The following is a 26,291-nucleotide window of genomic DNA, read 5'->3' on the forward strand; positions in this document are numbered from 1 at the left end:
CAACCGTAAAAGAATCCATGGTTCTTTGGGCTATGTCTCGCCGGATCGATTTGAAGAACTTTACTACAAAAGCGTTAGTTAACTTCTCTTATTAGGTGTCTACTTTCTTGACAGAGGTCCAGTTTTCCATTTAACCTGCGACGCGGCGGGGAGTTCCCTAGATTGCTGGAGTTGCTTGAGCTCCAGGGCGTCTATCGGTTTACCTATCCCTTAATAGATCCAATCATCGCACCCTTAGCAAAATGCTTCTGCAAGAACGGATAAACCAACAGAATCGGAAGCGTTGCTACAACGATAACGGCCATTTTGATCGACTGCGCTGGTGGTGGTGCTACGCTATCCAAATCGGAACTCACGTCCATGCCGCTGGCAAGCACAACGATTTGACGAAGCAAAACCTGAATCGGCCACTTAGCGCTTTCATTGATGTAGAGAATCGCGCTCATATACGTGTTCCAATAGGTTACCGCGTAGAACAATGAAATCGTAGCAATCGCCGGCATCGACAACGGCAGCACGATACGGAACAAGATACCGAAGTCGCTGCAGCCATCAATTTTCGCCGACTCTTCTAATCCTTCGGGGATGTTCTGGAAGAAATTTTTCAAAATAATTAAGTTAAACGCACTAATCGCTGTTGGTAGAATCAACGCCGAATAGGTGTCGATCATGCCAAGCTCCTTGACGACCAGAAACGTCGGGATCAACCCGCCGTGGAACAACATCGTGAATACGACGAGGAACATAATCACTTTACGTCCATCCACATCTCTGCGTGCCAAGCCGTAAGCCATCAGCGCTGTGATGAACATACTGATCATGGTGCCGATAAACGTCGTCCCGATCGATACGGCCATGGCTTTAAATATCGTATTCGTTGAAAATATAAATCGATAAGCCTCGATACTCCAGTCCGTCGGAATGAGGACGAATTTCTTCGCCGCCATTTCCGCACTCGTCGTGAAGGAACCTGCCACCACGTGCACGAACGGGATAATCGTAACCAATCCGATAATGGTTAATAACAAATAGTTGATAATACCGAACATTCTGCCGGCCATTGTTTTATCTTCTACCACGACTTTCAACCTCCTAGCTGCTTTACGCTCTACTCAAACCTAGTAAACGCCTTCTTCGCCCATTTTCTTCGCAATCCGGTTCACAATCATCACCAGAACAAGTCCAATAAAGGATTTGAACAAACCGATCGCTGCGCTGTAGCTGAATTGCCCTTGTTTCAAACCTGCTGTATATACATAAGTATCAATGATCTCAGCAACTTCTCGGTTCATGGAGTTAAGAAGCAAATACACATGTTCAAAACCGAGCTCGAGAACCGCACCAATTTTCAAAATTAGTAAAACAATAATGACACTTCGGATCGCTGGCAGCGTAATGTGCCACACTTGTCTCAGACGTCCTGCGCCATCTATACGAGCAGCCTCATACAACCCAGGATCGATGGAGGCAATCGCCGCCAAATAAATAATCGTTCCCCAACCTGCTTCACGCCAAATGACTTGCAGAATATAAATCGGTCTGAACCATTCTGGAGCCAGTAAGAAATTCACCTTTTCAAAGCCGAAATACGTAATTAACTCGTTGATAACGCCGCCATCCATAGTCAGCATAACGAAGGAGATGGAGACGATAATGACCCATGACATAAAGTGAGGCAGGTACACGATCGTTTGAAACACTTTCTTGAAGAGATCCCCTCTGACTTCATTCAGCATGAGCGCCAAAATAATCGGAATCGGGAAATAAAATAAGAGATTCATAACGAACAAGATTAACGTATTGCTCAAAATATTCAAGAAATCCGGCTCTGTAAACAAGCGCTGAAAATGCTCAAAACCGACCCATTCACTCCCGCTAATTCCTTTGAAGGGCTTGTAGTTCTGGAAGGAAATGATTAATCCATACATGGGGATATATTTGAAGACAATAAAGTAGAGAATCCCCGGCAGCAACATAACATAAATCCATTTATTTTTCCAAAGACGCCTGCTCAGTTCACTGCTCGACTTCCTCGCGACAACACGTTGCGACACATTCACTTCTTGCATAGGACTTCTTCCTTTCCTTAAAAGGAGAAGACTGCCGCGGTGCAAGCAGCCCTCTCGCCTTGACTAGTCAGACACGGTGTTGCTGAATTACTTTTTAAGCGCATTGTATTCTTCAATGATTTTGCTGCCGCCACGACTTTTCCAATCTTCAACCGCTTTATCAAAGCCAGCTTTATCCAGCGTTCCGTAAATGTACTTGTTCGTTGCATCGACGATAACCGCTTGTAGTTGAACACCTTTTTCAAGGTTTGTTTTGGAATCTAGTGCCGCTACGGGATCTTGAACGGCAAACTTCAGGTTCGCGATTTTCAACTCATCTGCTTTACCTTGTGCTGGAATCGTAGGGATACCCAAGAATCTGCCAGACGTATCTTCATCACCAATTGCTGCATCTGTGAACGGTTTCACTTCGCGTGTCCATTTCTCTTCATCCAGCTTCTTCGCTTTGTTATCGGCTACGCTGTAGTTCACATCTTTAATGCCCCAGTTCGCCATGTTAGCTACTTCTGGTGTCATCATTTTGTCGAAGTAGGCGAGTACTTTACGAAGATCAGCTTCCGTTTTATTCGCGGATTTCGGGAATAGCACAACGTTGGCATAACCAGGTAGTGCCCATGCTGCGAATTTGCCGTCAGGTCCAGCTACCATACTGTGTACATCAACTACAGCTGTCGGTACGTTTTTGACCAAATCTTTGTTCAACGTGGAAACGTCTGTCATCGCTCCGATGTACATCCCTGCAGTTCCGCTTGTGAACAGTTTTTGTTGATCAGTTTTACTCGTAGCAGCGAAATCTTTATTGATGTAGCCGCCATCACGCATTTTTTTGAAATAATCCATCGTCGCTACATATTGTGGGAACATGAATTCCGGAGCTAGCTTGCCATCCTTCGTGCCCCAGTTATTCGGTGTTCCCTGCCAAGCAGCAACTGTTTTGAATGCGCCATAGATCAGATCGTTACGATCTGTTAAACCGATGGTGTCTTTTTTACCATTTCCGTCTGGGTCATTTTCAGTGAACGCTTTCGCCATGGCGAACAATTCATCTAGATTAGCAGGAGGTTTCAGACCCAACTTGTCTGCCCAGTCCTTACGGTAGATGAGACCTTGACGAGCGATGTCTACACCGCGATACAAGGAGTATAATTTGCCATCGACTTTCGTATTGTCATTCGTTGTGGATTTCAATTTGCTTAGGTTCGGGAAGTCTTTCAATAGAGGGCCAATCTCCCAGAACTGTCCATCACGGATCGCTGATTTCATTTGAATGAACGTTGCTTGGTTTTTCAAATACGTTGCTTGTGGCAGTGCGCCTGTCGCAAACGTCGTGTTCAACTTCTCTTCATACGTGTCTGCCGGGAAGAATTGATACGTCAACTTCGTGTTCGTCAGCTTTTCAAGTTCTTTAATAATCGTATCTGGAGGTGTTTGTGCTGTATTCAGCGGTGCCATGATTGTAATCGCTGTTGGTGTATTGTCTGTCGGTTTCGGCGCTGTTGTTGTCGTCGCTGCCACTGATGACGATGCTGCAGATGTTGATGCAGGTGTTTCTTTATCTCCGCATGCGGCCAGAGCAAAGCTGGAAACGAGTAGTACGCTTAGTGGAATCGTAACTAAATTTCTCTTCATATCGGTTTGACCTCCGTGAAAATGTGGTGTGCTACAACTCACACATTACACGGTTCGCTACGGGTGCCGAAACAATCATTTACTCATATAACCCACGTCTGGCGCGGGATGTGAGATGATGATTATCAGGTGAGTAGATGATTATTGAGGAGGCCTTTCAGGCCGTGGGGTTGAGTCTTTCGCCCTAAAAGGGCAAAAGAAAAAGTCTACCGGTTGGTAGACTCGTTATGGTTAACCTATATCGAAAAACGAAAGTAACCCACTCAGGTTGAAGGCCTAATCAGTGGGTTACACCTTGCAACTACCTTGGAGGTTGCCCACCAAATGATTGTACAGGAGACGTGTTAGCCGCACGTCTCTTTTGTTATTTATAATCTTAACACGCCTGTTTTATACGTGCAACTTACTTGTTGCCATTGTACGTTTACCTCAATCAGGTGAATAACTGGAAAATCTCCATCTAAATTCTCCACAATACGCCCAATTTCCGATTTAGATGGATTTCCTCCATTTAATCTGAGCTAAACTGCCCATTTCGACGATAGTAGCTCAAATTAACTACCTATTTTCCATCTAATCGCATTTCCCAACGAAATCCGACAAAATTAGCTGTAGGAAATCCAGTTATTCGCACGATGTCCCAGAGTTTGCAGGTGCGGGACCCAACTACCCCTTCTTCCCATACGCCTCATTATACTCCGTTATCATCTGATTCCCGCCGCCGCGCTTCCAACGCTCGATTTCTTGTTGAAAAGCCGCTTTATCCAGCTTGCCCAGGATATAATTGTACGTCGCATCGGAGATGATTTTGTACAGCTCGACGCCTCGCTCGTCGTAGGTCTTCGACTCCATGCCGAGTGTCGGATCCTTGACGACGTATTTCTCGTTATCCAAGCTAAGCGTATCAGCCAGTTGGGATAATGATTCACTTTCCACAACGGGAATGACATTCGGGTTGTTCAGATCTGCGATCATCAGCGCATACAACGCGTTGACTTCGTTGACACGAATCTTCGACGTCTCTTCGGAGAGCTGAATTTGCCCATTTTTAACCGTATAATGCCGGCCCTCTAGACCATACTTCATGAGATTGGCGACATCCTTATCCATCGTCCGATCAAAAAACTGCAACATCTGCTTGAGCTCCGCCTCAGTCCGCATCGCCTTTTTCGAGAACAAATATAATGCACTATAATTAGGAATAGACCATATGTGAAACCCTTGCGGTCCTTCAATATGATTGACCAACGTCAATCTCGCCTCTGGATTCACTAACTGCGCCTCATCAGACAGACGCTGCACATCCTGCATACTGCCAATGTACACGCCGGCCGTGCCCCGAATCAGCTTATCCCGCTGCACTTCCTTACTCGTCACGGCAAAATCCGAATTAATCAGCTTCTCCTCATATAGCTTCTTCATAAAATTCATAGCTTCGATATACGGCTGCGTTTCAAACTCCGGTACAAGCTTCCCACCCGACACGCCCCAATTATTCGGTGCCCCAAAATAGGAGGAGAGCGTCTTAAAAGAACCGAACACCAAATCATTGCGGTCCGTTAATCCGATCGTATCGTCCTTCCCGTCGCGATCAGGATCACCATATGTGAACGCTTTTAAAACCTCATAAAGCTCATTTAAATTCGTTGGCTTTTTCAACTTCAGATTATTAAGCCAATCCTCACGTATAATAATCCCCTGCCGCGAGGACGGGCGCTCCGTGTATAAGCCATAGATTTTACCATCAACTGCCGCTTGCCCCAAGATCTCTTTATTCAACTTATTCAAGTTCGGATAAGCAGCCAAATAAGGCCCAATATCCCAAAATGCGCCGGAACGGATCGAATTTTTCATCAACATATAGTCCGTATATTTCACGTAAGTTGCTTTTTTCAATGAGTTGGTCGTAAGAGCCGTATTCATTTTATCCGTATAAATGCCATCAGGAACCCAGTTCAGCTCCAGCTTCGTTTGCGTTCGATTCTCAATCGCTTGGACAAGCTCAGGTATCGGCGGATGTGGAAAATGAAGAGGTGCCATAATAGAAATTACAGGCCTTGCGCCTTTATCATCTTCTGCTTTTGGCGTGTTGTTGTTCTGACAAGCACTGATTAACAGGATGGCAATAAGAGCTATACTCATTCGTCCTGTCCACTTAAACCGCTGGCCAACTATTCCACTTCTCATGCTAACTCCTCCTTGCAACAGCTGTGTTTTGGGTAGTAAATATGAGATAATGATTATCCCAATTGCAGATGATTATTGATCTGAACCGCACTCTTGACTACAATACATAGATAGTCTGACGAATGATTCTTTGAACAGATAAGGTGTTGGATGCGATGCGCTCTTTAAGTTTTCTTAGCAAAATGACGATATTCAGCTTCCTGCTTAGTACGCTGCCTGTGATTTTTATCGGCGCTTTCGCCTTCTTCACGTCTTCAAGCGAGATACAAAAAAATGTAAACGAAGGAAAAATGCAGTTAATCACCCAAATTAACTCCAATGTAGAGCAGAAATTAACCACTGTCAACCATACACTGAATCAGGTCATTAATTCCACCGTTCTCAAAAAGGCCATGGATATGCCGCTAACTGTAACCGATTTCATGATGTACGATGATCTGCGAAGCGAGATTCGGTACATGCAATCTTTTGACACGAGGCTGGAAGATGTGCTCTTGATTAATGCGAAACAGAACTGGATGATCAAAAATTCAGGGCTGTACCGATTCGATACCTACCCGTTTGCCGATAAATTAATCGCGTTGATGAATACGCAGGATAACAGTACGTGGCTACTAAATCCTTCCGAGTGGTTTTACACCGAAGAAAATGCGCGAAGCGTGACCTGCGACTATAGTATTTCGTTAGTTAAAAAGCTGCCTACCACCGGGCTCGATAAATTCGGCATGGCGTTAGCCAATATTCCCGCCTGCTCACTGCAGGATATGATTCAAAGTGATCGTGAACATCCCGATGACATTGTCATCATGGATGAACAACAGCGAATCGTGATGAATAGCGATCCCAGTCTGATTGGGAAATCTATTACTGCGGCCGGTCTGACCGACCTTAAATCGCTTGAAGATGGCAGCGGACAGTTCCGTGCCTCCATTCACGACAAACCGTATTCCGTTACTTTTTTGCGTTCGAACCTGAACAACTGGACCTACCTTTCCTTGACTTCAATCGAAAGCTTGACCAAAGAATCCAGCAAAATCGGGACCTATACGATCTACATTTGTATACTGATGCTGCTTCTTGCTTTGGTGCTAGCATGGTTGGTTTCGCGTAGAATGTACTCACCGATCCAACTTCTTCTGAATCAAATCGGAGGCTTGGTGAGCGGGAATCAGAAACGCAAAGCGAATGAGTTTCAGATGATCAGCGAGCATGTGCATACGTTGTTCCAATCGAAATCGCAGCTCGAAAAAGAAGTCCATCAGCATATCGGCCAGGTGCGGACCTTCTTCCTGATTAAGGCGTTTCAAGGGCACATTAAATCGGGGGAATTGCTCGAAAAACTCGCGCAATTCGGCTATACCGACCATATCGCTGCTTGGAAAACAATGTCCGTCATCACCATCCAAATCGACGCCATCGACCACACGCGCTATGAGAAAAAGGACATGGAACTGCTGCTCTTCGCCGTGCACAACATGATGGAGGAGCTCATCCCTTCGGAGCAGCGCTTAGCGCCGATCCTGATTGACCAGACCATCGTTACTTTAATCGGTAGCGCGGACTCAGTTGATAGTGACTTCCGCACGATGGTGTATGGCCTGACCGAGCAGGTGCAACAGCATATTTATAACTTCCTGAAGCTGGATATTTCCATTGGAATTTCCCTGCCGATTCATGCGTTCACCCAGATGTCGCTGGCCTACAAAGAAGGCTTGGAGGCTTTGAAGCATCGTATCAAGCTCGGCGAGGGCATCATCATTCAGTATGAGAACATCAACTCAGGCAAGCATTACTTGAATTTGAACTATCCGAAGCCTCTTGAGAATGAACTAATAGACAGCATTAAGCTAGCCGAAAAGGATAAATCGCGCGAGCTGTTGAAGCAGCTGCTGCATGCTGTTTTTGCGGCGCAGCTCACCCCGCAGGAGTATCAAATTCCGCTAGCGCGGCTGCTCAACAACCTACTGATGATGATGCAGGAATCTGGCATCGCCTTGAATCAAATTCACCCGAACAAAGGCTCTTTGTTCGAGGAAGTGCTCGGCCTGCACACGACCGCCGAGATCGAGGACTGGTTCTGGACCGAAGTCATCCATCCGCTGATCCGTATTTACCGCGACAGACAGGATGCGCAGTACCACAACATTTCCGAAAAAATTATCGATCTCGTGCAGCATTATTACGACACGGATCTGACACTCGAGGAATGCGCTTCTCGCTTGCATTACAATGCTAATTATTTGAGCAGCATTTTCCGCAAAGAGACGAACTGCTCCTTCAGCGATTACTTATCGAACTATCGTTTCAATATGGCGAAAAAATGGCTCTCCGAGACCGATATGCCGATCAAGGATATCTCCTCGAAGCTGCGCTACAACAACTCGCAGAATTTCATCCGCTCCTTCCGGAAGCAGGAAGGGCTTACGCCCGGTCAGTACCGGGATAAGCAGAGGGAGGGCTTGCCGCCTAGTACTTAGGGGCGGGAAGCCTGAGTGAAGTGCGAGGACAGTAAAAAGCAAACAACCTGCGAAGCCACCACATGATTGTTGGTGGCTTCGCAGGCTGTTGTTCGTCTTGCGAGATGTGGGACAGCCTCGAGGAGGCTTGTCCACATGATCTTCGTTTCTACGCGATTACGCCGAAACGACTTGGCTCGAATCGACCGCTGCTTTAAGCGCGGCACGGTTGTCCCACAGGAAGGAGAGCACCTGATTACGCTCATCAAAGAACAACTCTTCTGCGTCCTCATAATCTTTCCCAACGCCATGCACACTGAAGCGTTCGTCCTCATAACTCATTAAGGTCCATTGACCTCCACGTTTTTTATCAGCAAAAACAAGGTAAAGCTTCTTCCCTGCTGCGTCCCACTCTGCGAAGTTTGAAAAGTTGTCCAAAATCAAGCCGATATCCTGTTTATTCTTAATTTGCATGATCTTATCTCCTTTTCGCTTTTTTTAAAATCGTACCCGAGTTTCCGTGAGAAGTTTGTCACACTTTAGGGACGAAACGTAGGAATTTTTGTCGAAGGGGATGAATGGGGCTGGGGGAATCGCTGCGGAAGGTAGCTTGGGACTACTGTGGCGCCATTTAGCTGGAAAAACTACAGCTAATTTCAGCGGATTCACTGAGAATCTGTGATTAGATGTATTTCCTACAGCTAATTTTCAGCTTTTTGGCGTTGACGTGGAAAAGGCAGGAAAATAACTGTAGGAAATCCAGTTAAACGTCCTCAGACGTGGATTTCCCACGAATTAGCTGGAGAAAGTCCAGTTATTTCTCAAAGGGGGCAAAGCGTGTCATTGAGCCGCCAAAGCTCCCTTAATTCAGATTTCAGCTAGTTGGAAGCGCGGTCGATCGAGGCTACTCTAGGTTGTGGTAAGTTAGTTAGGTGAGTTGGGTTGGTTAAGTTGCAGCAAGTTGGGCTGCGTAAAGTTGTTAATCATTTTTTAAGTGGCGATAAATTGTGCAATGCTTTCTTTTAGTGAAGTGACGGGCCCTCCAATTAATTTTTCCAAATCTGCTGAGGTAGAAGATGTATCAATCTTGCCCAAGAACCCATATATCCAGTTTTGAATCTGAGGATTCTGACGAAGGGAAACTGGCTTACTTGTAAGGTCAGACAGAGCTACCGCTTAGATCATGGAATGTCCAGTAGTGAGGAGCAGTAAGTTCGTATGTCTTATTCTCATGGCCCGATTCGCTAAGAACTGCTGCTATTCCTAAAGCGAGATCATGGCGAGTCACGGTATTAAATTTCCAATTTCCAGGGTAAACGCTCAGCTCGCCTACAGCTATTGCAGCATCCAAACCAAGCACTCCGACAAAATCAGTGTATAAGGCATTCCGCAGAAACGTATATGGAATTCCGGTTGTAAGAATGGCATGCTCCGTAGCCAAATATAGATGAGTTGGTGAAATCGAGCCCTTTCCAGGAAAAGCAAAGCTCGTAAATAGAAGATGCTCCACTGTCGCTTTTTTCGCCGCTTCTATGACATGGGCATGTTGGCGTAAGCGAATCGTATCATCGGTATTAGAGCTTGAAATCAATAATAGCTTGGAGGCTCCGGCAAATGATTGATCAAGTGTTTCAGGTTTATCGTAGTCACAGAATCGCACTTGAATGCCTTGCTTCATATATTCTTCTACTTTTTCAGGTTGGCGAACACAAGCAATGATTTGATCGGCTGAAACTTTCTTAAGGAGTTGCTTCATGATTAAGCTCCCTAATTTACCATTAGCCCCTGTAATGACAATCGCCATTGGATTTTTCCCTTCTTCCTAAAGTTATAATTTAAGTTAAGAACTTAACTAAATGAATAAAACTAGGTTATTATCACCGTAGTTTATTTAATAAAACAAGAAGTTGTTTCATTTCTTGTTCCTCCAACACTTTCATTTTTTCGGCAATTTTTTGACGATTTTCAGGTAAATATTTTAACAGTAGACTCTGACCTTCGCTTGTTATTGAAATCACTGTTTTTCTACCATCCTTGGGATGACTTGCCCGACGAATTAAATCTTCATTCTCTAATGGGATAAGTAAAAGGCTAATATTCGGTTTCGTAACGCCAATTTTCTTGGCGAGCATCGAGGGTAGCATAGTTCCTCCTTCCTTCATAAGTTCAACCAAAATTCGAATTCTTGCACCATTCAAACCTTTGGATTGCCAATATTTTTCGGAGACATCAACTAAATTTGCCGTCGCTTCCACCAGTGAGAAAAAAACGCGTGTATGCATCGGTAAATCATGAACGTATTCATGCAGCTCTTTCATATGTCACCACCGCCATTTAGTTAAGCACTTAACTTGTTTGATATTAAATTACTACAATTACGAGCAATTTGTCAAATTCAAATCCCCAAGGAGTTGCGTTCGAGGCAGCAGTGCCCCACAGAAACCAAAAAGCGAATCCCAATGGATTCGCTCTCCAAACAACACAGAACCTACAGCCCCGCCGCCGCGTACACCTTGTCGAAGCCAGCTTTGGACCGCTCCACCAAGCTCTCCGGAGAATCTGTCGGCGCTTCGGCCGTCAGGATCTCCTGCGCCACGGCGCCGGTGTAGCCAATACGCTTCAGGCCTTGCAGGAAGCCTGCCAAATCAATAACACCCTCGCCCGGATACACACGTCCGTTGTCTAGCACGTCCTCAACCGACACATCCGGTGCATCGTTGATGTGCACATGCACGATCTGATCGACGCGGAGCTTCTCGATATCAGCGACAGTCCCACCGTTCGTGTACCAGTGGTACGAATCGAACAGCAAGCCCACGTTGCGTTCGCCAATCGCATCGATCCAATCCAGCGTTTCATCTATTGTCCAGATGAACGGGTTCTGCCAACGTGTCCGCAGATGATGCGGACCGACGAACTCCAACCCTAGGCGGATGCCGTAGGCGCCTAGGATTTGGGCGCACGTGCGCAATCTGCGCGTCGCGAGCGCCATGAAGTGCGCTGCCCCGAGGTCCGTCGAGGGCAGCACATACGTGCAGCAGCTCGTGCAGCCGAGCGCTGCTGCCGCTTCCGCGGCTTGGGCTAGCTTCGGCAGCCCCTCGCGGAACACTTCTTCCGTGGAACGCCATTCCACGGGCAAACCGATGGAACCGACGACGAGTCCATTCTTCTCTAGTAACTCCCGTGCACCAGCAACGGTGTGAGCTTCTACAAGGCTCAAAGCGTCGATGTCGACCGCTTGGAAGCCATATTTTGCCGCTAACTCGATGAACTGCTCATTGCTCTCAATCTTGCCAAGCCCTGCTCTCGTTAATCCTCTAAGCATCGGATAATCCCTCCAAATGGTTTCTGCTATCGTTTTTTTCTAGTCTGTTCATCGTTCTATCCGCAACTAATCCCAGTTCAACTTCACTTCACTGCCCGTACGCGAAGACTCATAAATCGCATCAAGAATCAAATTGTTCGTATAACCGGAAAGTGCCGATGTGATCGGCTGTTTGCCTTCACGAATACAATCTAGGAAATGTAGGCTAAGACGTAGGCGCTCGCCTTCATCATTCTCAGGCTTTTTCAATTCAGTCTCGATCGGACGGTTGAATTTCTCTGTCAGCAATTTCCCCGTAGGTCCCTTGTAACTAGCTCCGCCATCCGATCCCATCAGATGCACGAAAGGCGTGTTGTCCGTGTCCATGTGAACGGCCCAGCTCACTTCAAGCGTCAGCGTGCTGCCATCTTCCATACGAATCAACGCAGTCGCCAAATCCTCTACATCATACGTACCATTCCAATTCGGCTTGCCCCATGTGCCAATCCCTTTGCGGCGCGGTCCGAATTCTGCATACGTTGCACCAACAACAGAAACTGGTTTCGGATTCCCCATCAAATAAAGGGCAAGATCCAGCATATGAACGCCGATATCGATCAATGGACCGCCACCGGACTCATCCATTTTCGTGAACCAAGTTCCCCATCCTGGGATACCTTTGCGACGGAACCAGCCTGTTTTGGCTGTATAAATTTTACCTAGCTCGCCCGCTTCAACCTGCTCTTTGATTTGGATAGGAACGGATTCCCAGCGCATTTGGTGACCAATCATCACGATCGTATTCGCCGCTTTGCTTGCTTCATATATTTGTTTCGCCGCTTCGGCGTTAATGCCCATTGGCTTCTCGATAAGTACATGTTTGCCCGCTTCAATCGCTTGTACAGCAAGGGAAGCATGGTATTGATTCGGCACCCCAATAATAACAGCGTCGACGTTCGCGCTTTGAATCAGTTCTTCCGGTGTGGCAGCCACATGAGCAATGCCATGCTCTTGCGCTCTCGCTGTAGCTAAAGGCAAGTACGCATCCGTAATCGCCGTAATTTCACAGAGTTCTGCCAGCTTTGAAAACTCCCGAATATGAACCCCGCCAATATTGCCTGCACCAATAATACCAATTCTAATTTTGTTAACGCTTTCCACGATTCGTTCCTCCTCATAAGTACACGCTGTTGACTCTGCTTTTATGATAAAATAAGATCACTAAGAAGTCGTACCGTATATTCGGAAAACGTCCCATTTTTTCGAAGGAGCCCTGACCGATCATGACGTATTTTCCAGATTATCTGAAAACATACCCCAATATGCACTCCCCCTTCCCGTTCCACCTAAGTAGAAATACATTAGAGCACGGTTTTCGCGCGCACCGTCATGATTACCTTGAGTTCTCTTATGTGGTAGAAGGACATGGCGCAGAATCGATAAATGATGTGAAACATACGATGGCACCTGGCACGTTCACCTTTGTGCTGCCCTATCAGGTGCATGAGATTTTTACGAACCCGGGTCAAAAGCTAGTTCTCTTCAACGGCATGTTCAGTATGGATCTGCTCATGGAACCAGGCAACGATCAAGGCCTCTCTGATCTGTTTAATGATGCGAATGGATTGCCAGCTTATGTACAGTTCGAAGGGGCTGAGCAAGAGATGATGTCAGCTCTCATCGAAGAGATGGTGAAAGAGTATCACGGTGACGAGCGGTACAGGCAGACCCTGCTGAAGGCCAAATTGAAGGAAATACTAATCCGCTTCGATCGGCATCGATTCCAGCACGCAGGCCGAGAGGAAGAAGCTGCAACATTGGCCAAATCCACCTCAAGATCCAGCCACGCCGTGTGGCCGATTATTCATTATATCCATCGGAATTATCAAGAGGATTTGGCGTTATCCGATCTGGCAGCTCGCTTCACGATGAGCGTGTCACGCATCAGCGAAGTGATTAAGCAAACGACAGGCCAAACCTTCGTCCACTTCCTGCACGATCTGCGCTTGCGTCATGCCTGCAGCCTGCTGGTCTCCACCGACATGAGTGTCACGGAGATCGCCTTGGAAGTTGGCTATGGCTCGTACAAAACCTTTTCGCGGATATTCCGAGAGAGTAAGGGAATTGTGCCGAAGGAGTACAGGCGGGTTGAGCATGGTCGTGCAGTAACGTAAACTGGACTGGCATGATACAACCAAAGCTATTGTCCTGATTCTTCCTTTTACTGCGTACTTAGAAAGCTGCCATGAGGCAGCTTTTTTGCCGTTCAACTGAACTGCGCTGCCCTCCCACTACATCTTTATATGTACTATCTTCCACTAGCGGTCTTACTGACCTCCATCATTTTCAAACAATTTAACGCATGCATTACTATGCTCGCTGCCATCCTGACTGTGGGCTATTTGTATGATCTATGGAATAATATGCAATTCGGAATTTTCTAAATCCGTACATCAACAAAAAAAATGACCCACAGCAACGGGCCGCAGGTCTCAAGTTATCTATATTTAAAAAGGGGGTCGAAATTTAGTATAGGCTTGTTACCTTAAATTTACCTGAAATTCAGATTTCAGGTTTGTTACATTTACATGACGGCTTGTTGCTGATCGTTTATTTCTTAAGCATTTGGAACACTTGTTCGACATCCTTGTCTCCGCGACCAGAGAGGTTGATGATGATGATTTGATCCTTACTCATCGTTGGAGCAAGCTTCTTCGCATAAGCGACAGCATGTGCGCTCTCAAGCGCAGGGATGATCCCTTCCGTGCGAGACAGCTCCTGAAATGCCGCTAAAACTTCATCATTGCTGACTGTCGCATATTCCGCTCTCTCCGTTACTTTCAAATGGCTATGTTCCGGCCCTATGCCTGGATAATCGAGACCGGCTGCAATCGAATAGGTCTTGCGTGGGTTGCCTTCCTCGTCCAGCAGCACCAGGCACTTGAAGCCGTGAATGACGCTCGGAACACCTTCAGTCAACGTAGGCGCTTGATCCGGCTCAACTCCGATCAATCGAACCGATGGTTCGTCTAGATAGTGGGCAAACGCGCCGATCGCGTTGCTTCCTCCCCCTACGCAAGCGATAACCGCATCTGGCAGGCGACCCTCCTTCTCGAGAATCTGACGCTTGGATTCCTCGCTGATGATCGATTGGAAATGTTTAACCATCGACGGGAACGGATGTGGACCGACCGCAGAACCAAGCAAGTAGAACGTGTTCTTGTAATTCTGAACAAGATCTCCCAAAGCTTCGTCAACGGCATCCTTCAGGCGACCCTGTCCTTTATGAACTGGAACAACGGTAGCACCAAGCAGCTCCATCCGGAAAACATTCAGGGATTGACGGCGCGTATCTTCGGCGCCCATATAGATGATACATTCCATGTCGAACATGGCGCAGGCTGTCGCCGTTGCGACACCATGCTGTCCCGCTCCAGTCTCGGCGATAATCCGCTTAGCGCCCATCCGCTTGGCGAGCAGAATTTGACCGATTACGTTATTAATTTTGTGCGCACCTGTGTGGTTCAGATCCTCACGCTTTAGATATACTTTCGCACCGCCCCAAGTCTCCGACAACCTCTTCACATAGGTCAGTGGATTCTCGCGACCCACATATTCACGTAAATAATAACTATATTCTTCATTAAATTCCGCATCATCTTTATACTTATAGAATTGCTCACTCAGATAATTTAGCACTTCCTGTAATTCTGGCGGCACGAAGCTGCCTCCGAACTCCCCAAAATACCCTTCCTGCAATTGTTCCTGACTCATACTGTAAGCGCCTCCAATATACATAGTAATAGTCTGTGTCTGTCCGACCTAGTTTCCATCGTACCATAAATAGCCAGTTTGTGGTGTTGCACATTTTACAACTTCAAGAAGTAGTCCGTCAGCACATAGACAAAGAAGAGGCCCTAAGGCCTCTCATTCATTCAAGGCTCCCCTACTAGGACAGCCCTCAATATAATTCTACGACGCTTTCTTCTTGTTCTTCACGTTCTTATTCAGAAAGTGGATAAGTGCCTGGTAGAAATCCCGTTCATTTTCTAACTTGGCATAACCATGCCCTTCGGACATTTTAAGCATATAAGGTACGTCGACATCTAGTTTGCGTAGCGCTGCCACCATTTGATCGGATTCCGTTTTCTTCACTCTCGGGTCGTTCACGCCTTGCGCAATCATAAGAGGAGCTTTGATTTGGTCCGCATGCAGCAAGGGCGAATACGCTTGGAGCATCTTCTTATCTTTGACAGGGTCACCTACCTGTTGGTACATCTGCGAACGACCAATCTCCCAATATGGCGGCATCGAGTCCAAAAACGTTAATAGACTAGAAGGACCCACATAATCCACACCTGCTGCGTACAAATCCGGCGTGAACGCCATACCTGCCAACGTCGCATATCCACCGTAGGAGGCTCCATATATCGCCACACGTTCAGGGTCTGCGGTCCCCCGTTCAATCAGCCATCTAACACCGTCCGTGATATCATTCTGCATCGCTTGGCCCCATTGCTTATCTCCAGCGTGCAGAAAGGCTTTCCCATAGCCTGTTGAGCCTCGGAAATTTAATTGCAGCACAGCGTACCCCTGGCTAGCCAACAGTTGAACTTCCGAGCTGTAGCCCCAGGAATCGCGAGCCCTCGGCCCGCCATGCGGATTGACAACAAGGGGCAGTTTCGTTGCTGCTGCGCCTTTAGGTAACGTTAAATATCCGTGAATCGTCAAACCATCTCTGCTTTTAAAAGAAATCGGCTTCATGTCGGCCAACTTCTTCTCATCCAGATTCGGATTACTATCTGCAATTTTATCGAGCTTTTCCATCTTGCGATCATATAAATAATAGCTGCCATATGACTTATCCCCTCCCGCATGCAGCAGCAGGACATCTTTATCCGGTGAACCAATAATGCCCCAATGCGTGTTTTGCAGTTTGTCATCGATTTGGCGCGACATCATTTCAAACTCTTTATCCAAATACTTCAAATGAACATCATCCGTCTCATAGGAAACAGCTAGAATGGACCTCTTCTTGTAGGAATAAATGAAATTGCTAATATCGACTTCGTCATTTACATAGATGACTTCCGTCTCTTTCTTCGTGCTTAAATCATAAGTAACCAGTGCTACCTTGTCGCGTCCAACGTTGGAAGCCGCATAGAGTTGATCAATTGCATTAGCCGCTGGATTGTAAGTGAACATAACAGGAATAAAGGTATCATTTGCATCAAAGCTCGCAATTTTCTCAAAATCTTTGTTCTCATCCTGCCTATAAAGGAGGCTTGTTTTTTCGCCTTCTACAGCTATCGCTGCACGAACACGACCCCAATTATCGGTCTGCCAATAATTGACGTTTCCTGGATTTTGCACATGGAGGGTTGTATCACCTGATCCCAGCTTAATCCGATAAACATCCATTGCTTTGGGATCCCGCTTATTCATGGTAACTAAAAGTTCAAAATCTTCTTCTTTCTGAGCAGGCCGCACATCAAGCAGGTCCGCCTTTACATTTGTATAGGGAGTCAGGTCTTTATCACCCGTACCATCTACATGAACAACATGAATATGCGTATTTTCGGTACCGCCGTTATCGACGGAATAGACGAGCACTTTGTCTGTAATCCAATATAGTTTTTGAATATTTTCGTCTTTGGAACTGGTAATCCGTGTGCTTTGTGTCTCTCCAACTTTTTGAATAAAGAGATTCATACGGTTTTCCCACGGTTGCAATAAAGCTAATGTCGTACCGTCAGGTGATAAACGTAAAGCAGCCTTATCTGGTAGCTTCAAGAGATCATCTAATGAAACCGCACCTTGTGACGTCTCTTCCTGCGCAGTAATCGTCCGATATATGAATAAGACAAGCTGTGCACGCGTCACACGATCCTGTGGCATAAACGTCAATTGCTCGGTAATAAAATTTTGCTTCAGTCTTATTACATCTTCATGATGCGGCTTTGCGATGCTGCCCTCATCCTTGATCCAGGCCTGAATGCCATTATCTTTGAGCTGAAAAGCACGAACGAGCAAGCTCGCCATCTGTTCACGTGTCAGGAAGGATTCAGGTTGGTACAACCCACCATCCCCCTGGACAATATTCCTTTCTTTCAAAGCGTTCACCGCTTCCGCGTAAGGACTGGCTTCTGGCACATCCGTGAATCCATGCAATGACTTCGGCTTCTGCACCTTGAGCGCCTTGCCGAGCCATACCGCAGCATCTCCACGTGTAACGGCATCATCCGGATGAAAGTTACCGTCTTCTTCGGCTTGAATAATCCCTTTTTGTTTAAGCCATGTAATTTCTTGGCTCGCATAGTAATCGGCTGGCACGTCCTCATAGGCGACAGCATTGCTGCCTGCCTGAGCACTGATCGGCACAACAACGGCCGCAATCCAAACAGCGGCCAGTAGGGCGGCTATCCCTTTTCGAATAAAAATCTTCATGATACTCCCCCTGTAAACTAGATACAACGAATATAATACATCCCATTATATGACAGAAAATAGTATATTCATAGACTTATAGGAGAGATTTGTATATCATTCATTTCTCTGCGAAATAGGTAAAAGCCCCCAACTCACGATGAAGTGATTGGAGGCTTCTCTTATTAGTTCAGCACGCGATTCGAAACATCGCTGATTTGCTTTAATTCTTCTTCGGTTAGTGTGAATTGCATGGCTTTCACATTTTCTTCCGCGTGATGCGTTTTCGACGCGCCTGGAATGGCGAACACCGTCTCACCATGCGCATGAATCAGCCAATTCAGTGCGATCTGCGTCGGTGACGCATCATAGATCAATGCGAGTTCATCTAACTTGTCAATCAGCGGCTTCGATTTCTGCAGCCCTGAAGCACGGAAAGACGATGTGAATTTGCGCGGACCTTTGATCGCTTTCACCAACTCTGGGTTTTTGTGAAACTTGCCGCTTAAGATCCCTTGTTCCAGCGGGGAGTAAGCGATAATCGCGACACCAAGCTCCTTAGCAGCATCCATGATCCCGTTGTGCTCAATCCTGCGATCCAGCAAGCTATACTTCACTTGGTTGGAAATGAGGCGAAGTCCGTGCTCGCGGAGGACGCGGTCGGCTTCACGCATTTTATCAGCAGAAAAATTACTGACGCCTACGTTCTTGATTTTACCTGACTTCACAAGTCCTGCCATCGCGTTCATTTCCTCTCGAACGGATGAAAATGAAAACGGCTGATGCACTTGATGCAGCTCGATCGTCCGATTCTCCAGCAGCCGTATGCGCTCATCGATCGTACTCGTGATGCTGCTTGCGGTGCGAAGGAACGGCCACCACTTGGTCGCAATATGTGCTCCGTCAGCCAAAGGCCCCGCTTCGCGCAGCGCTTCCGCCATCATTTGCTCAGATTGACCTTTTCCGTAAACCTCCGCTGTATCAAACCAATTAATCCCGCCCTTGAGACTGGTCTGAACGATACTGCGCACATCGGCTTTCTTCAAGACTGGCCAAAACTTGCCAACCATTCCTTGACCATTGCTGAATTGCCAGCAGCCAAGTCCGAGTGGCGATAACGCTAAGGACGAACTGCCCATCTGCCGGAGTACTGCTTTCCCCACCATACTATTCACCTATTCCTTACTAGCTATGATGTGATTCTTCCACTGATTATACACGATACGAGTAGGAATCACCCAATTCACCCGATGAAGCGAGATGCGTTGTCGCCAACGAGAAAAACTCAAGCTGTCGAGAACATCTCGACGACTTGAGTTTCTAATATTTTGCCCAAAGGTAGTTGCCTACATGCCTATTGGTAATCCTTTGCTTTCTTCACCAATTCCTCATATGCCGCTTCCGGAGTAATTTTACCGAACATCACTTTTTCACCAATATCCTTGAAGTCCTTGGCTGTAAAGTTACTCCAGCCTTTAGCGCCAGGATTAAATGGCTGCGCATCCGGAGCCACATTCTTGATCAGCTCGATTTGCTGTTTGTCCGCAGGAGTTAGCTTCGGCGTCAAATAGTCGAGAACCTTTTTGGAAACAGGTACACCTCGAGTTGTTGTCAGAATATCCGCGGCTTCTGTGTCGTTCACGAACCAGTCGATAAACGCCTTGGATGCTTCGATATTCTTGGAGTCCGCGCTGACGGACCAGAACATAGACGGCTTCAAGAAGCCGCTAGATTGGGCGCCTTTAGGCTGCGTAACAAATTTATAAGCTCCTGGTTTCACACCATCAAAGCCAGGCAACAAGGCTGCAAAGCTGCGCTTTATCAAGACCGTATCGTTGTTCATCAAATCCATCTTTGCATCGGATTCTTTATCTGTCGTCGCAATATCCGGAGGGGGAACAACGCCTTCTTTTCGAAGATCACCATATTTCTTCATGTACGTCAGGTACGTATCCTTGTCCAAATTAAATTTACCGTCTACCGTAACCGGATAACCTTTGCCTTGGCTGGTGTGGTAGGAAGCGAAAACGGTGTAATCACTCGACGCATCCATAAGCGCATATTTATCTTTCTCCAACTTCGCTTTCGCATCTCTGCCGAATTGGAAGTATTGATCCCATGTCCAGCCATTTGCCGGAGGAGTAATACCGAGCTTGTCCACCGCATTCTTGTTGAATAGCATGCCCGTCGCGTTATTCCCTAAAGGAATTGCATACAACTTATCTTTATACTTACCAGAGTCAACCAATGATTTATCTATATCCGCCGTATTAATACCTTTGGACAGCTCCACGAGCTGGTTTCTTCCGCTATATTCCGCTAACCAAGCCGGATCCATTTGGATGATGTCTGGCGCATTTTTCGCCGCAGCCTGAGTAGCCAGCTTGTCCGCATAACCATCAAACCCGGAAAATTCCGGTTCAAACGTAACGTTTGGATGTTTCTTCGTGTAGGCGTCAAGCGCCTTTAGGGTCGCATCGTGTCTAGCTTGTGAGCCCCACCATACAATACGCAGTTTCACCGGTTTATCACTCACTGCTGCTGCTGTTGCTGCTGCACCGCTGCTCGGTTTTGCAGTTTCGGTCGTTTTCGTCGAAGTGTTGCCACCGCAAGCGGTTAGGCTTACAGCTGTAAGCGCTGTAACTGTCAGTAAACCCCATCTTTTTATCTGCTTCTTCATCATTCTGTTAAACCCCTTCCCTGTCTTCCATATTCAGGTCCATGTGTTAAAGCCTTTCCGATAAAAGGAACGAAGGTACGGTAGCAACTCCATTCATCAGCAGCGCTTATAACTTCATTATATGAATGGAAGGCTCCAATAAAAATAAGGGTAATGAACACATTTCTACCACAATCGAGCACAACCTACTTCTTACCGAGCTCGCTAGGATTCATTCCATAGTGCTTTTTGAAAATGGAACTGAAGTACGCCACATTTTTGTAACCTACTTTTTCCGATATTTCGTAAATCATATGCTTGCCTTCCGCCAGCAATACTTTGGCTTTCTCCAAACGCACACGAATCAAATAATTCGTAAAAGTTTCTCCCGTCGCTTTTTTGAACATCCGGTTCAAGTAATTGCGAGTTAGATACAGTTGTTTGGACAGATCTTCCAAAGCGATGTCCTCTGCATAATGCTCATGCGCATAATGAATCATGAAATCAATAGCTTCCTTATGTTTGGAATGCTCGCTCCAGCCACGTTGTGAGGAAATACCGGAGATTTTACTCTCAAGCCAATCGCGCAGTTCGTCGATCGTTTGGATCTTAGTTATTTCCTGGCTTGCTGGCAATCCGGGGAACAAGTCGTCTAGTACTACGCCAGTGCTGTATAACGAATAGGCGAGAATCGTCCACAGCTCCGAACTTAAGTATTGTAGATACATCGGCGTTACGGAAGGCATCTGACGAAGCTGCTCCAAATAGGCGTCAACAATCGCAAGCGTTTCCTCCTCTTTTGCATACACGATAGCCTCAGCCAGTTCTTGATAAAACTTAATCGGCCGTATTGTGGAACTTGAAGTTGTCACATCCAGCTTAGGCAAGCGAGTCTCCTGATCTCCGGCCAACGTTTGCTGCAGTAGATCCAAGAAGGCCTCTTCTGTTGAGTTCGAGAGCTGTCCCCAGTCTGTCTGTATACTCCCTATTCCGATACGGATACTTAGTTTCAAATAGGTTTGGGTATATTCGGTGATATGCTCGCCAATACGCCTTATACATGCTCGTGCCTCTTCATCCGATTGCTCTAAAGGGATATGAAAGATAATAGCAGCATGATGGCTATGCAGCTCGATGAACTCCGATTGGGGCCAATCCCGCTCCAGCACTTCACAGATGATATTAGCCAAAGCGAACCGGAACAAGCTCCAATCCGTTAAGGTCAGGTTCGAGACACGGATGGTCCCCATCAATTCGATGCCTACAATTAGATGCTTCTGTCTTAGCCACGCTTTATCGACGACGGGCTCCATACTTTGCTCCGCCATAGCACGTCCGAGTGTTCCAGTGACGACAGACTTCAGCCATTCCTTCTGCACGAAGGGCTCGTACATCATCAATCTGCGCTGCGTTTCCTCTTGCTCCAGCTTCGCCAGTTCCTTGGCCTCCAGCTCACCGATTACCCGTTCCAGCACACTGCCCAACTCATCCATCGTAACCGGCTTCGACAAGTAATCATTAACCTGTAATCGCAGCGCCTGGCGTGCATACTGAAAATCGGAATATCCACTGAGAATGATGATTTCACCCTGAAATCCCACCTGCTTCAGCTGTTCGATCATCTCAAGTCCGTTCATTACTGGCATATAAATGTCGGTGATGATAATATCTGGGCTGGTTTCCTTGACCTTCAACAGTCCCTCTTGCCCATCCATCGCTTCTCCTACCCATTCCGCCTCTAACCGCTCCCAAGGGATCGATTTCTTCATCCCTTCTAGCACTTGAAAATCATCATCAATAATAAGTATTCTCCACATGGAATGCTTCCTCCACTTCTGTTTTATTGTGCAGAACAGGCAGCAGCAGGACCACTTCCGTTCCTCCCTCATCTCTGTCTCGCATCGTAACTCCGTAGGGCTGCCCGAAATAGGCAGCTATTCGTTCCATAACATTCCTAACCCCATAGCCTCCGGTTTTGCGCGGCTTGGGTAGATTCCAATCTGTCTTCAGTCCGACACCATTATCGGTAATGATAATTTCTACTTCGGTTTCCTTACGTCTTAGGGTGATGTTAACGTTGCCAGCCCTTCTGCCATGAAAACCATGAATGAATGCATTCTCCACAAATGGCTGAATCGTTAAACGTGGAATAAATAGATCCTTCATATCCTCATCTACATCTATGGCGTACGTAAGGCGTTCTCCCCAGCGGATTTTTTGAATCTGCAAGTAGCAATCCACGTGTGTCAGCTCATCCCGAATCGGAATAACCGTCTCTCCGTTGGATAGTCCGATTCGAAACATCTTACCCATTAGCGATACAATTGCACTGATTTTCTCTTGTCCGGAATCGATGGCAATCCAGTTCAGCTGATCCAAGGTATTGTATAAAAAATGAGGATTAATCATGGCTTGCAGCGCCAATATCTCTGCTTCTCGCTGGCGCTTATGCTGTGATCGCAGCGATTTCAGCAGTTCTTCAATCCGCTCCATTTGCCTGCGGTAGCCGTTAAATAGACTCCCGAACTCATTCCTATAGTCGGTAGGTAAATCCATTGCTGCTCCCGTAGCCGGCACACGCCCCATTCGCGCAAGCAGCAGACTAATCGGCTTCGTGAATTGCCTTGATAGGAACAGTGTAAAGAAGGCGGTGATGCAAATAGCCGTCAGACCGACGGAGACTAAAATATAAGCCAGACGGATACTGCCGTGCACAATATCTTTCCAAGGGGTGACTTCAATCAGCATCCAGTCGGATCGCAGCTTGCTCCATACGAGAAGAGCCCCCTCCCCCTGATTGTCAGGAAGGTGTATATAATCCGATACCATGTCCTTGCTGCCAATGAGCTGGAGCTCCGATTCACTTAATGTCGGTTTTCCAATCGTCGCGATCGTCCTGCCACTGGCATCCAATAGCAACCGATTTCTCTCTTTGCCTTCGGACTCCCCGCGAACAAGGCTTTCGATGGCGGACGCTTTTACGTTAAGCATCAGCAGACCGTAGTATTTGTCCGAAGTGTTATATAGCTTGCGAGCGAAGCTGATAAATCGTTGCGGACCTTTATTGGTTGGGAGCGTCCGCTCCCCAACCCAAGTAAAGTCTGATTTCTCAATCTCGGGATACCATGGCTCCTCTCTGACATGCGCCATATCGAGAATTTGCACTGGAGCCTGTGGATCGGTCTTCGTAGGGTTATCTATATATAAGTAGATAGACTGTACCATCGTCGTGCTGTAGGTGATGCTAGCCAGCATCCTAAGCATATCGTCCCTTCGATGAAATAACTCGAACGGATCCTTTTCGAAGGGATCATAGCCAATCGTATTCATATTTCGGGAGGCAGCCAGCGACATTTGTTCGATCGATTTCAGCTGGATATCAATCTGCTTATTCAACTCGTTGAGCATATCTTGTTGGTAGTAGGATGACGTATCCGCCAGCTCCCGCGACGTTACATTGTAGCTGATCCATGTAAAGATGAGCAACAGGATTGAGAGAAATGAAGCGAAGCTCCTGAAAAACAAGCGGTCAATCCGCACGCGTTTGAATAAATTCATCAAGACTCTCCCTTCAGGCAGTAATCATAAAAGCCAAAAAAGCTGCACATATCGCAGCTTCTTCAGTAGCTCTCCAAATCTTACCCCTTCACCGCACCGGAAGCAATGCCGTCCACAAAATGACGTTGAGCCATAAAGAAGATAATTAACGAAGGAACAATGGATAGGAGTGACATCGCCAGCAGTTGCCCCCAAGGCAACGCAGATTGACTGTCTACAAACAATTTGAGTGCAAGCCCTACCGTATATTTATCTACCGAGTTGATATACAACAGGTGACCGAAGAAATCATCCCAGTTCCATAGGAAGCAGTAGATGGCTACCGTGACAAGTGCAGGCTTCGTGAGTGGCAAGATGATGCGCCAGTAAATGCCGAACCAACTGCAGCCGTCAATCTTAGCCGATTCATCCAAATCCTTCGGAAGTCCCCGAATGAACTGAATGAGTAAGAAAATAAAGAACGGTCCACCGATACCACCAGCTAATGCATGCGGGACATAGAACGGCAGGTACGTATTAATCCAACCGAAGGTATTGAACATAATATACTGCGGAACCAACGTCACCTGACTAGGCAGCATCAACGTGACCATCAGAATAGAAAACCAGACATTTTTGAGCGGAAAGTCAAGACGGGCAAAGCCGAAAGCGACGAGACTACAGGAAAGCACCGATGTAATCAGTACGCCCGCGATAAGCTCAAAAGAGTTAATGTAGAAGTGTGTGAACGTATATTTCGGCAGAGCGACCCAGCCTTCGGTGAAGTTGCTCCACAGCCATACACTTGGGAACAAATTAGGTGAGCTCATCTCGTCATTAGATTTGAAGGCAGCACCAACCCACCAGAGAATTGGATAGACCATAACGATACTGAAAATGGCCAAGAAGATATGTGAGCCGAGAGTCCGGCGTTGCATGATTGTCATTTCTTGCGGCCTCCTTCTGTCTCATAGAATACCCAATAGCGGGACGATGCGAAGATCAGGGCAGTTGCGATCCCGATAATAACTAGCAGAATCCAAGCTAATGCTGAAGCGTACCCCATATCATAGCGAGCGAAGGCTCTCTCGTACAAATATAGGGCATACATGTACGTAGAGTTAATCGGACCGCCTTTCGTAATGATGAATGCCTGTGTGAACATTTGGAATGAGCCGATTGTCTGCAACACCAGATTGAACAGCAGCACTGGGGAAAGCATAGGCAATGTAATGTTGAAAAATTGTCTGAGCTTCGATGCACCATCGACTGATGAAGCCTCGTATAGCTCATTTGAAATTTGCTTCAAACCTGCAAGGAAAATGACCATGGAAGAGCCGAATTGCCACGCCACCAAAATAATTAGCGTGCCAAGAGCCGTACCGGGACTGCTAATCCAACTGATCCCCTCCACTCCGAAAATGCCCAAAAACTTATTGATAAAGCCGTCGATTCCGAAAATATTTTTCCATAAAACTGCTACAGCGATACTGCTTCCAATCAGAGACGGTAAATAAATAAATGTACGATAAACAGAAATACCCTTTATGTTCTTATTGAGCAGCATAGCAACCAACAGAGCAGTCACCAGCTTGAGCGGCACCGAGATTACTACGAACAGCAGCGTAACAGTGAGTGACTGTCTAAATGTTTCATCGTCGGCGAAGATGCGTTCATAGTTTCTCAAGCCGATCCAGTCAGGAGCGTCCAGCAAAGTAAACTTGGTAAAGGAATAATAAACCGACCGGATCATCGGCCATAAGGTTAAGAGCAAGAAGCCAAGCAGCCATGGAGAGATGAACAAATATCCTGCTATAGGCGATTCCCAGCGGCCCTTCATATTAAAGGCGGCGAACCTCTTCTGGGCATGCTTACTAGAATTTGTCGTAGGTTGTGTACGCATATTGGGGCTCACCCTTTTCTAATAGTAATTTCATCTACCATCAGTATAAAAGAGCCCTCCCCCCAAGAAAATGAGAGGATTGAACACAACTTCATCCCAATCGAACACAACCCCCGTTATG

At 46.7% G+C, this 26,291-nt stretch carries 19 protein-coding genes; 2 read left to right on the forward strand and 17 right to left on the reverse strand.

The genetic code is table 11. The features are described 5' to 3' along the window. Nucleotides 1-203 precede the first annotated feature (203 nt). The 4 genes from HQN88_RS31695 to HQN88_RS31710 all read right to left on the reverse strand — a co-directional run bounded on the left by HQN88_RS31695 (nucleotide 204) and on the right by HQN88_RS31710 (nucleotide 5,885). Entirely contained in the window at nucleotides 204-1,079 is an 876-nt protein-coding gene (locus HQN88_RS31695; RefSeq protein ID WP_173119837.1) for a carbohydrate ABC transporter permease, read from the reverse strand. Nucleotides 1,080-1,118: 39 nt separating this feature from the next. Then, on the reverse strand, nucleotides 1,119-2,069 hold the full coding sequence (locus HQN88_RS31700) for an ABC transporter permease (RefSeq protein WP_173119839.1): 951 nt from the start codon (nucleotides 2,067-2,069) through the stop codon (nucleotides 1,119-1,121). A gap of 87 nt (nucleotides 2,070-2,156) precedes the next feature. Further along, nucleotides 2,157-3,698 (reverse strand): extracellular solute-binding protein, encoded by a 1,542-nt coding sequence (locus tag HQN88_RS31705; protein WP_173119841.1) that lies wholly within the window; start codon nucleotides 3,696-3,698, stop codon nucleotides 2,157-2,159. A 666-nt stretch (nucleotides 3,699-4,364) separates the two neighbouring features. Further along, on the reverse strand, nucleotides 4,365-5,885 hold the full coding sequence (locus HQN88_RS31710) for an extracellular solute-binding protein (protein ID WP_246320574.1): 1,521 nt from the start codon (nucleotides 5,883-5,885) through the stop codon (nucleotides 4,365-4,367). Between the two features lie 155 nt (nucleotides 5,886-6,040). On the opposite strand from HQN88_RS31710, the gene HQN88_RS31715 reads away from it, so the two are divergent. Then, entirely contained in the window at nucleotides 6,041-8,362 is a 2,322-nt protein-coding gene (locus HQN88_RS31715; RefSeq protein ID WP_173119843.1) for a helix-turn-helix domain-containing protein, read from the forward strand. Between the two features lie 156 nt (nucleotides 8,363-8,518). Here the strand turns inward: HQN88_RS31715 and HQN88_RS31720 are convergent, their stop codons facing one another. The 5 genes from HQN88_RS31720 to HQN88_RS31740 all read right to left on the reverse strand — a co-directional run bounded on the left by HQN88_RS31720 (nucleotide 8,519) and on the right by HQN88_RS31740 (nucleotide 12,806). After that, nucleotides 8,519-8,815, reverse strand: coding sequence for a hypothetical protein (locus tag HQN88_RS31720; protein WP_173119845.1), 297 nt, complete (start codon nucleotides 8,813-8,815; stop codon nucleotides 8,519-8,521). 685 nt (nucleotides 8,816-9,500) lie between these two features. Continuing rightward, nucleotides 9,501-10,145 (reverse strand): NAD(P)H-binding protein, encoded by a 645-nt coding sequence (locus tag HQN88_RS31725; RefSeq protein WP_337995185.1) that lies wholly within the window; start codon nucleotides 10,143-10,145, stop codon nucleotides 9,501-9,503. 73 nt (nucleotides 10,146-10,218) lie between these two features. Further along, entirely contained in the window at nucleotides 10,219-10,659 is a 441-nt protein-coding gene (locus HQN88_RS31730) for a MarR family winged helix-turn-helix transcriptional regulator (protein ID WP_173119847.1), read from the reverse strand. Nucleotides 10,660-10,829: 170 nt separating this feature from the next. Further along, complete coding sequence (locus HQN88_RS31735) at nucleotides 10,830-11,666, reverse strand: sugar phosphate isomerase/epimerase family protein (RefSeq protein ID WP_173119849.1); 837 nt, start codon at nucleotides 11,664-11,666, stop codon at nucleotides 10,830-10,832. A 66-nt stretch (nucleotides 11,667-11,732) separates the two neighbouring features. Beyond that, nucleotides 11,733-12,806, reverse strand: coding sequence for a Gfo/Idh/MocA family protein (locus tag HQN88_RS31740; RefSeq protein ID WP_173119851.1), 1,074 nt, complete (start codon nucleotides 12,804-12,806; stop codon nucleotides 11,733-11,735). Nucleotides 12,807-12,928: 122 nt separating this feature from the next. Between HQN88_RS31740 and HQN88_RS31745 the strand changes: the two genes are divergently transcribed. Further along, entirely contained in the window at nucleotides 12,929-13,819 is an 891-nt protein-coding gene (locus HQN88_RS31745; RefSeq protein WP_173119853.1) for a helix-turn-helix domain-containing protein, read from the forward strand. Nucleotides 13,820-14,255: 436 nt separating this feature from the next. Here the strand turns inward: HQN88_RS31745 and trpB are convergent, their stop codons facing one another. The 8 genes from trpB to HQN88_RS31785 all read right to left on the reverse strand — a co-directional run bounded on the left by trpB (nucleotide 14,256) and on the right by HQN88_RS31785 (nucleotide 26,107). After that, the gene (gene trpB, locus HQN88_RS31750) at nucleotides 14,256-15,419 is read right to left on the reverse strand and encodes a tryptophan synthase subunit beta (protein ID WP_173119855.1); all 1,164 of its coding nucleotides are present in this window, start codon (nucleotides 15,417-15,419) and stop codon (nucleotides 14,256-14,258) included. A 198-nt stretch (nucleotides 15,420-15,617) separates the two neighbouring features. Beyond that, a complete protein-coding gene (locus HQN88_RS31755; protein ID WP_173119857.1) occupies nucleotides 15,618-18,092 on the reverse strand; it encodes a S9 family peptidase in 2,475 nt (824 codons plus the stop codon). 164 nt (nucleotides 18,093-18,256) lie between these two features. Continuing rightward, complete coding sequence (locus tag HQN88_RS31760) at nucleotides 18,257-19,237, reverse strand: aldo/keto reductase (protein ID WP_173119859.1); 981 nt, start codon at nucleotides 19,235-19,237, stop codon at nucleotides 18,257-18,259. A 188-nt stretch (nucleotides 19,238-19,425) separates the two neighbouring features. Then, nucleotides 19,426-20,754 carry an ABC transporter substrate-binding protein gene (locus HQN88_RS31765; protein WP_173119862.1) on the reverse strand — a complete coding sequence of 443 codons (1,329 nt, stop codon included), beginning with the start codon at nucleotides 20,752-20,754 and terminating at the stop codon, nucleotides 19,426-19,428. Between the two features lie 182 nt (nucleotides 20,755-20,936). Then, on the reverse strand, nucleotides 20,937-22,547 hold the full coding sequence (locus HQN88_RS31770) for a response regulator transcription factor (protein ID WP_173119864.1): 1,611 nt from the start codon (nucleotides 22,545-22,547) through the stop codon (nucleotides 20,937-20,939). Beyond that, the gene (locus HQN88_RS31775; protein WP_173119866.1) at nucleotides 22,525-24,288 is read right to left on the reverse strand and encodes a cache domain-containing sensor histidine kinase; all 1,764 of its coding nucleotides are present in this window, start codon (nucleotides 24,286-24,288) and stop codon (nucleotides 22,525-22,527) included. The genes HQN88_RS31770 and HQN88_RS31775 overlap by 23 nt, the downstream gene beginning before the upstream one ends. A gap of 80 nt (nucleotides 24,289-24,368) precedes the next feature. Continuing rightward, entirely contained in the window at nucleotides 24,369-25,214 is an 846-nt protein-coding gene (locus HQN88_RS31780; RefSeq protein WP_173119868.1) for a carbohydrate ABC transporter permease, read from the reverse strand. Beyond that, the gene (locus HQN88_RS31785) at nucleotides 25,211-26,107 is read right to left on the reverse strand and encodes a carbohydrate ABC transporter permease (RefSeq protein ID WP_246320579.1); all 897 of its coding nucleotides are present in this window, start codon (nucleotides 26,105-26,107) and stop codon (nucleotides 25,211-25,213) included. Before HQN88_RS31785 ends, HQN88_RS31780 begins: the two co-directional genes overlap by 4 nt. Between the last annotated feature and the right edge of the window lie 184 nt (nucleotides 26,108-26,291).

Origin of the sequence: Paenibacillus qinlingensis, assembly GCF_013204845.1 — a bacterium.
Classification (GTDB): Bacteria; Bacillota; Bacilli; order Paenibacillales; family NBRC-103111; genus Paenibacillus_E; species Paenibacillus_E qinlingensis.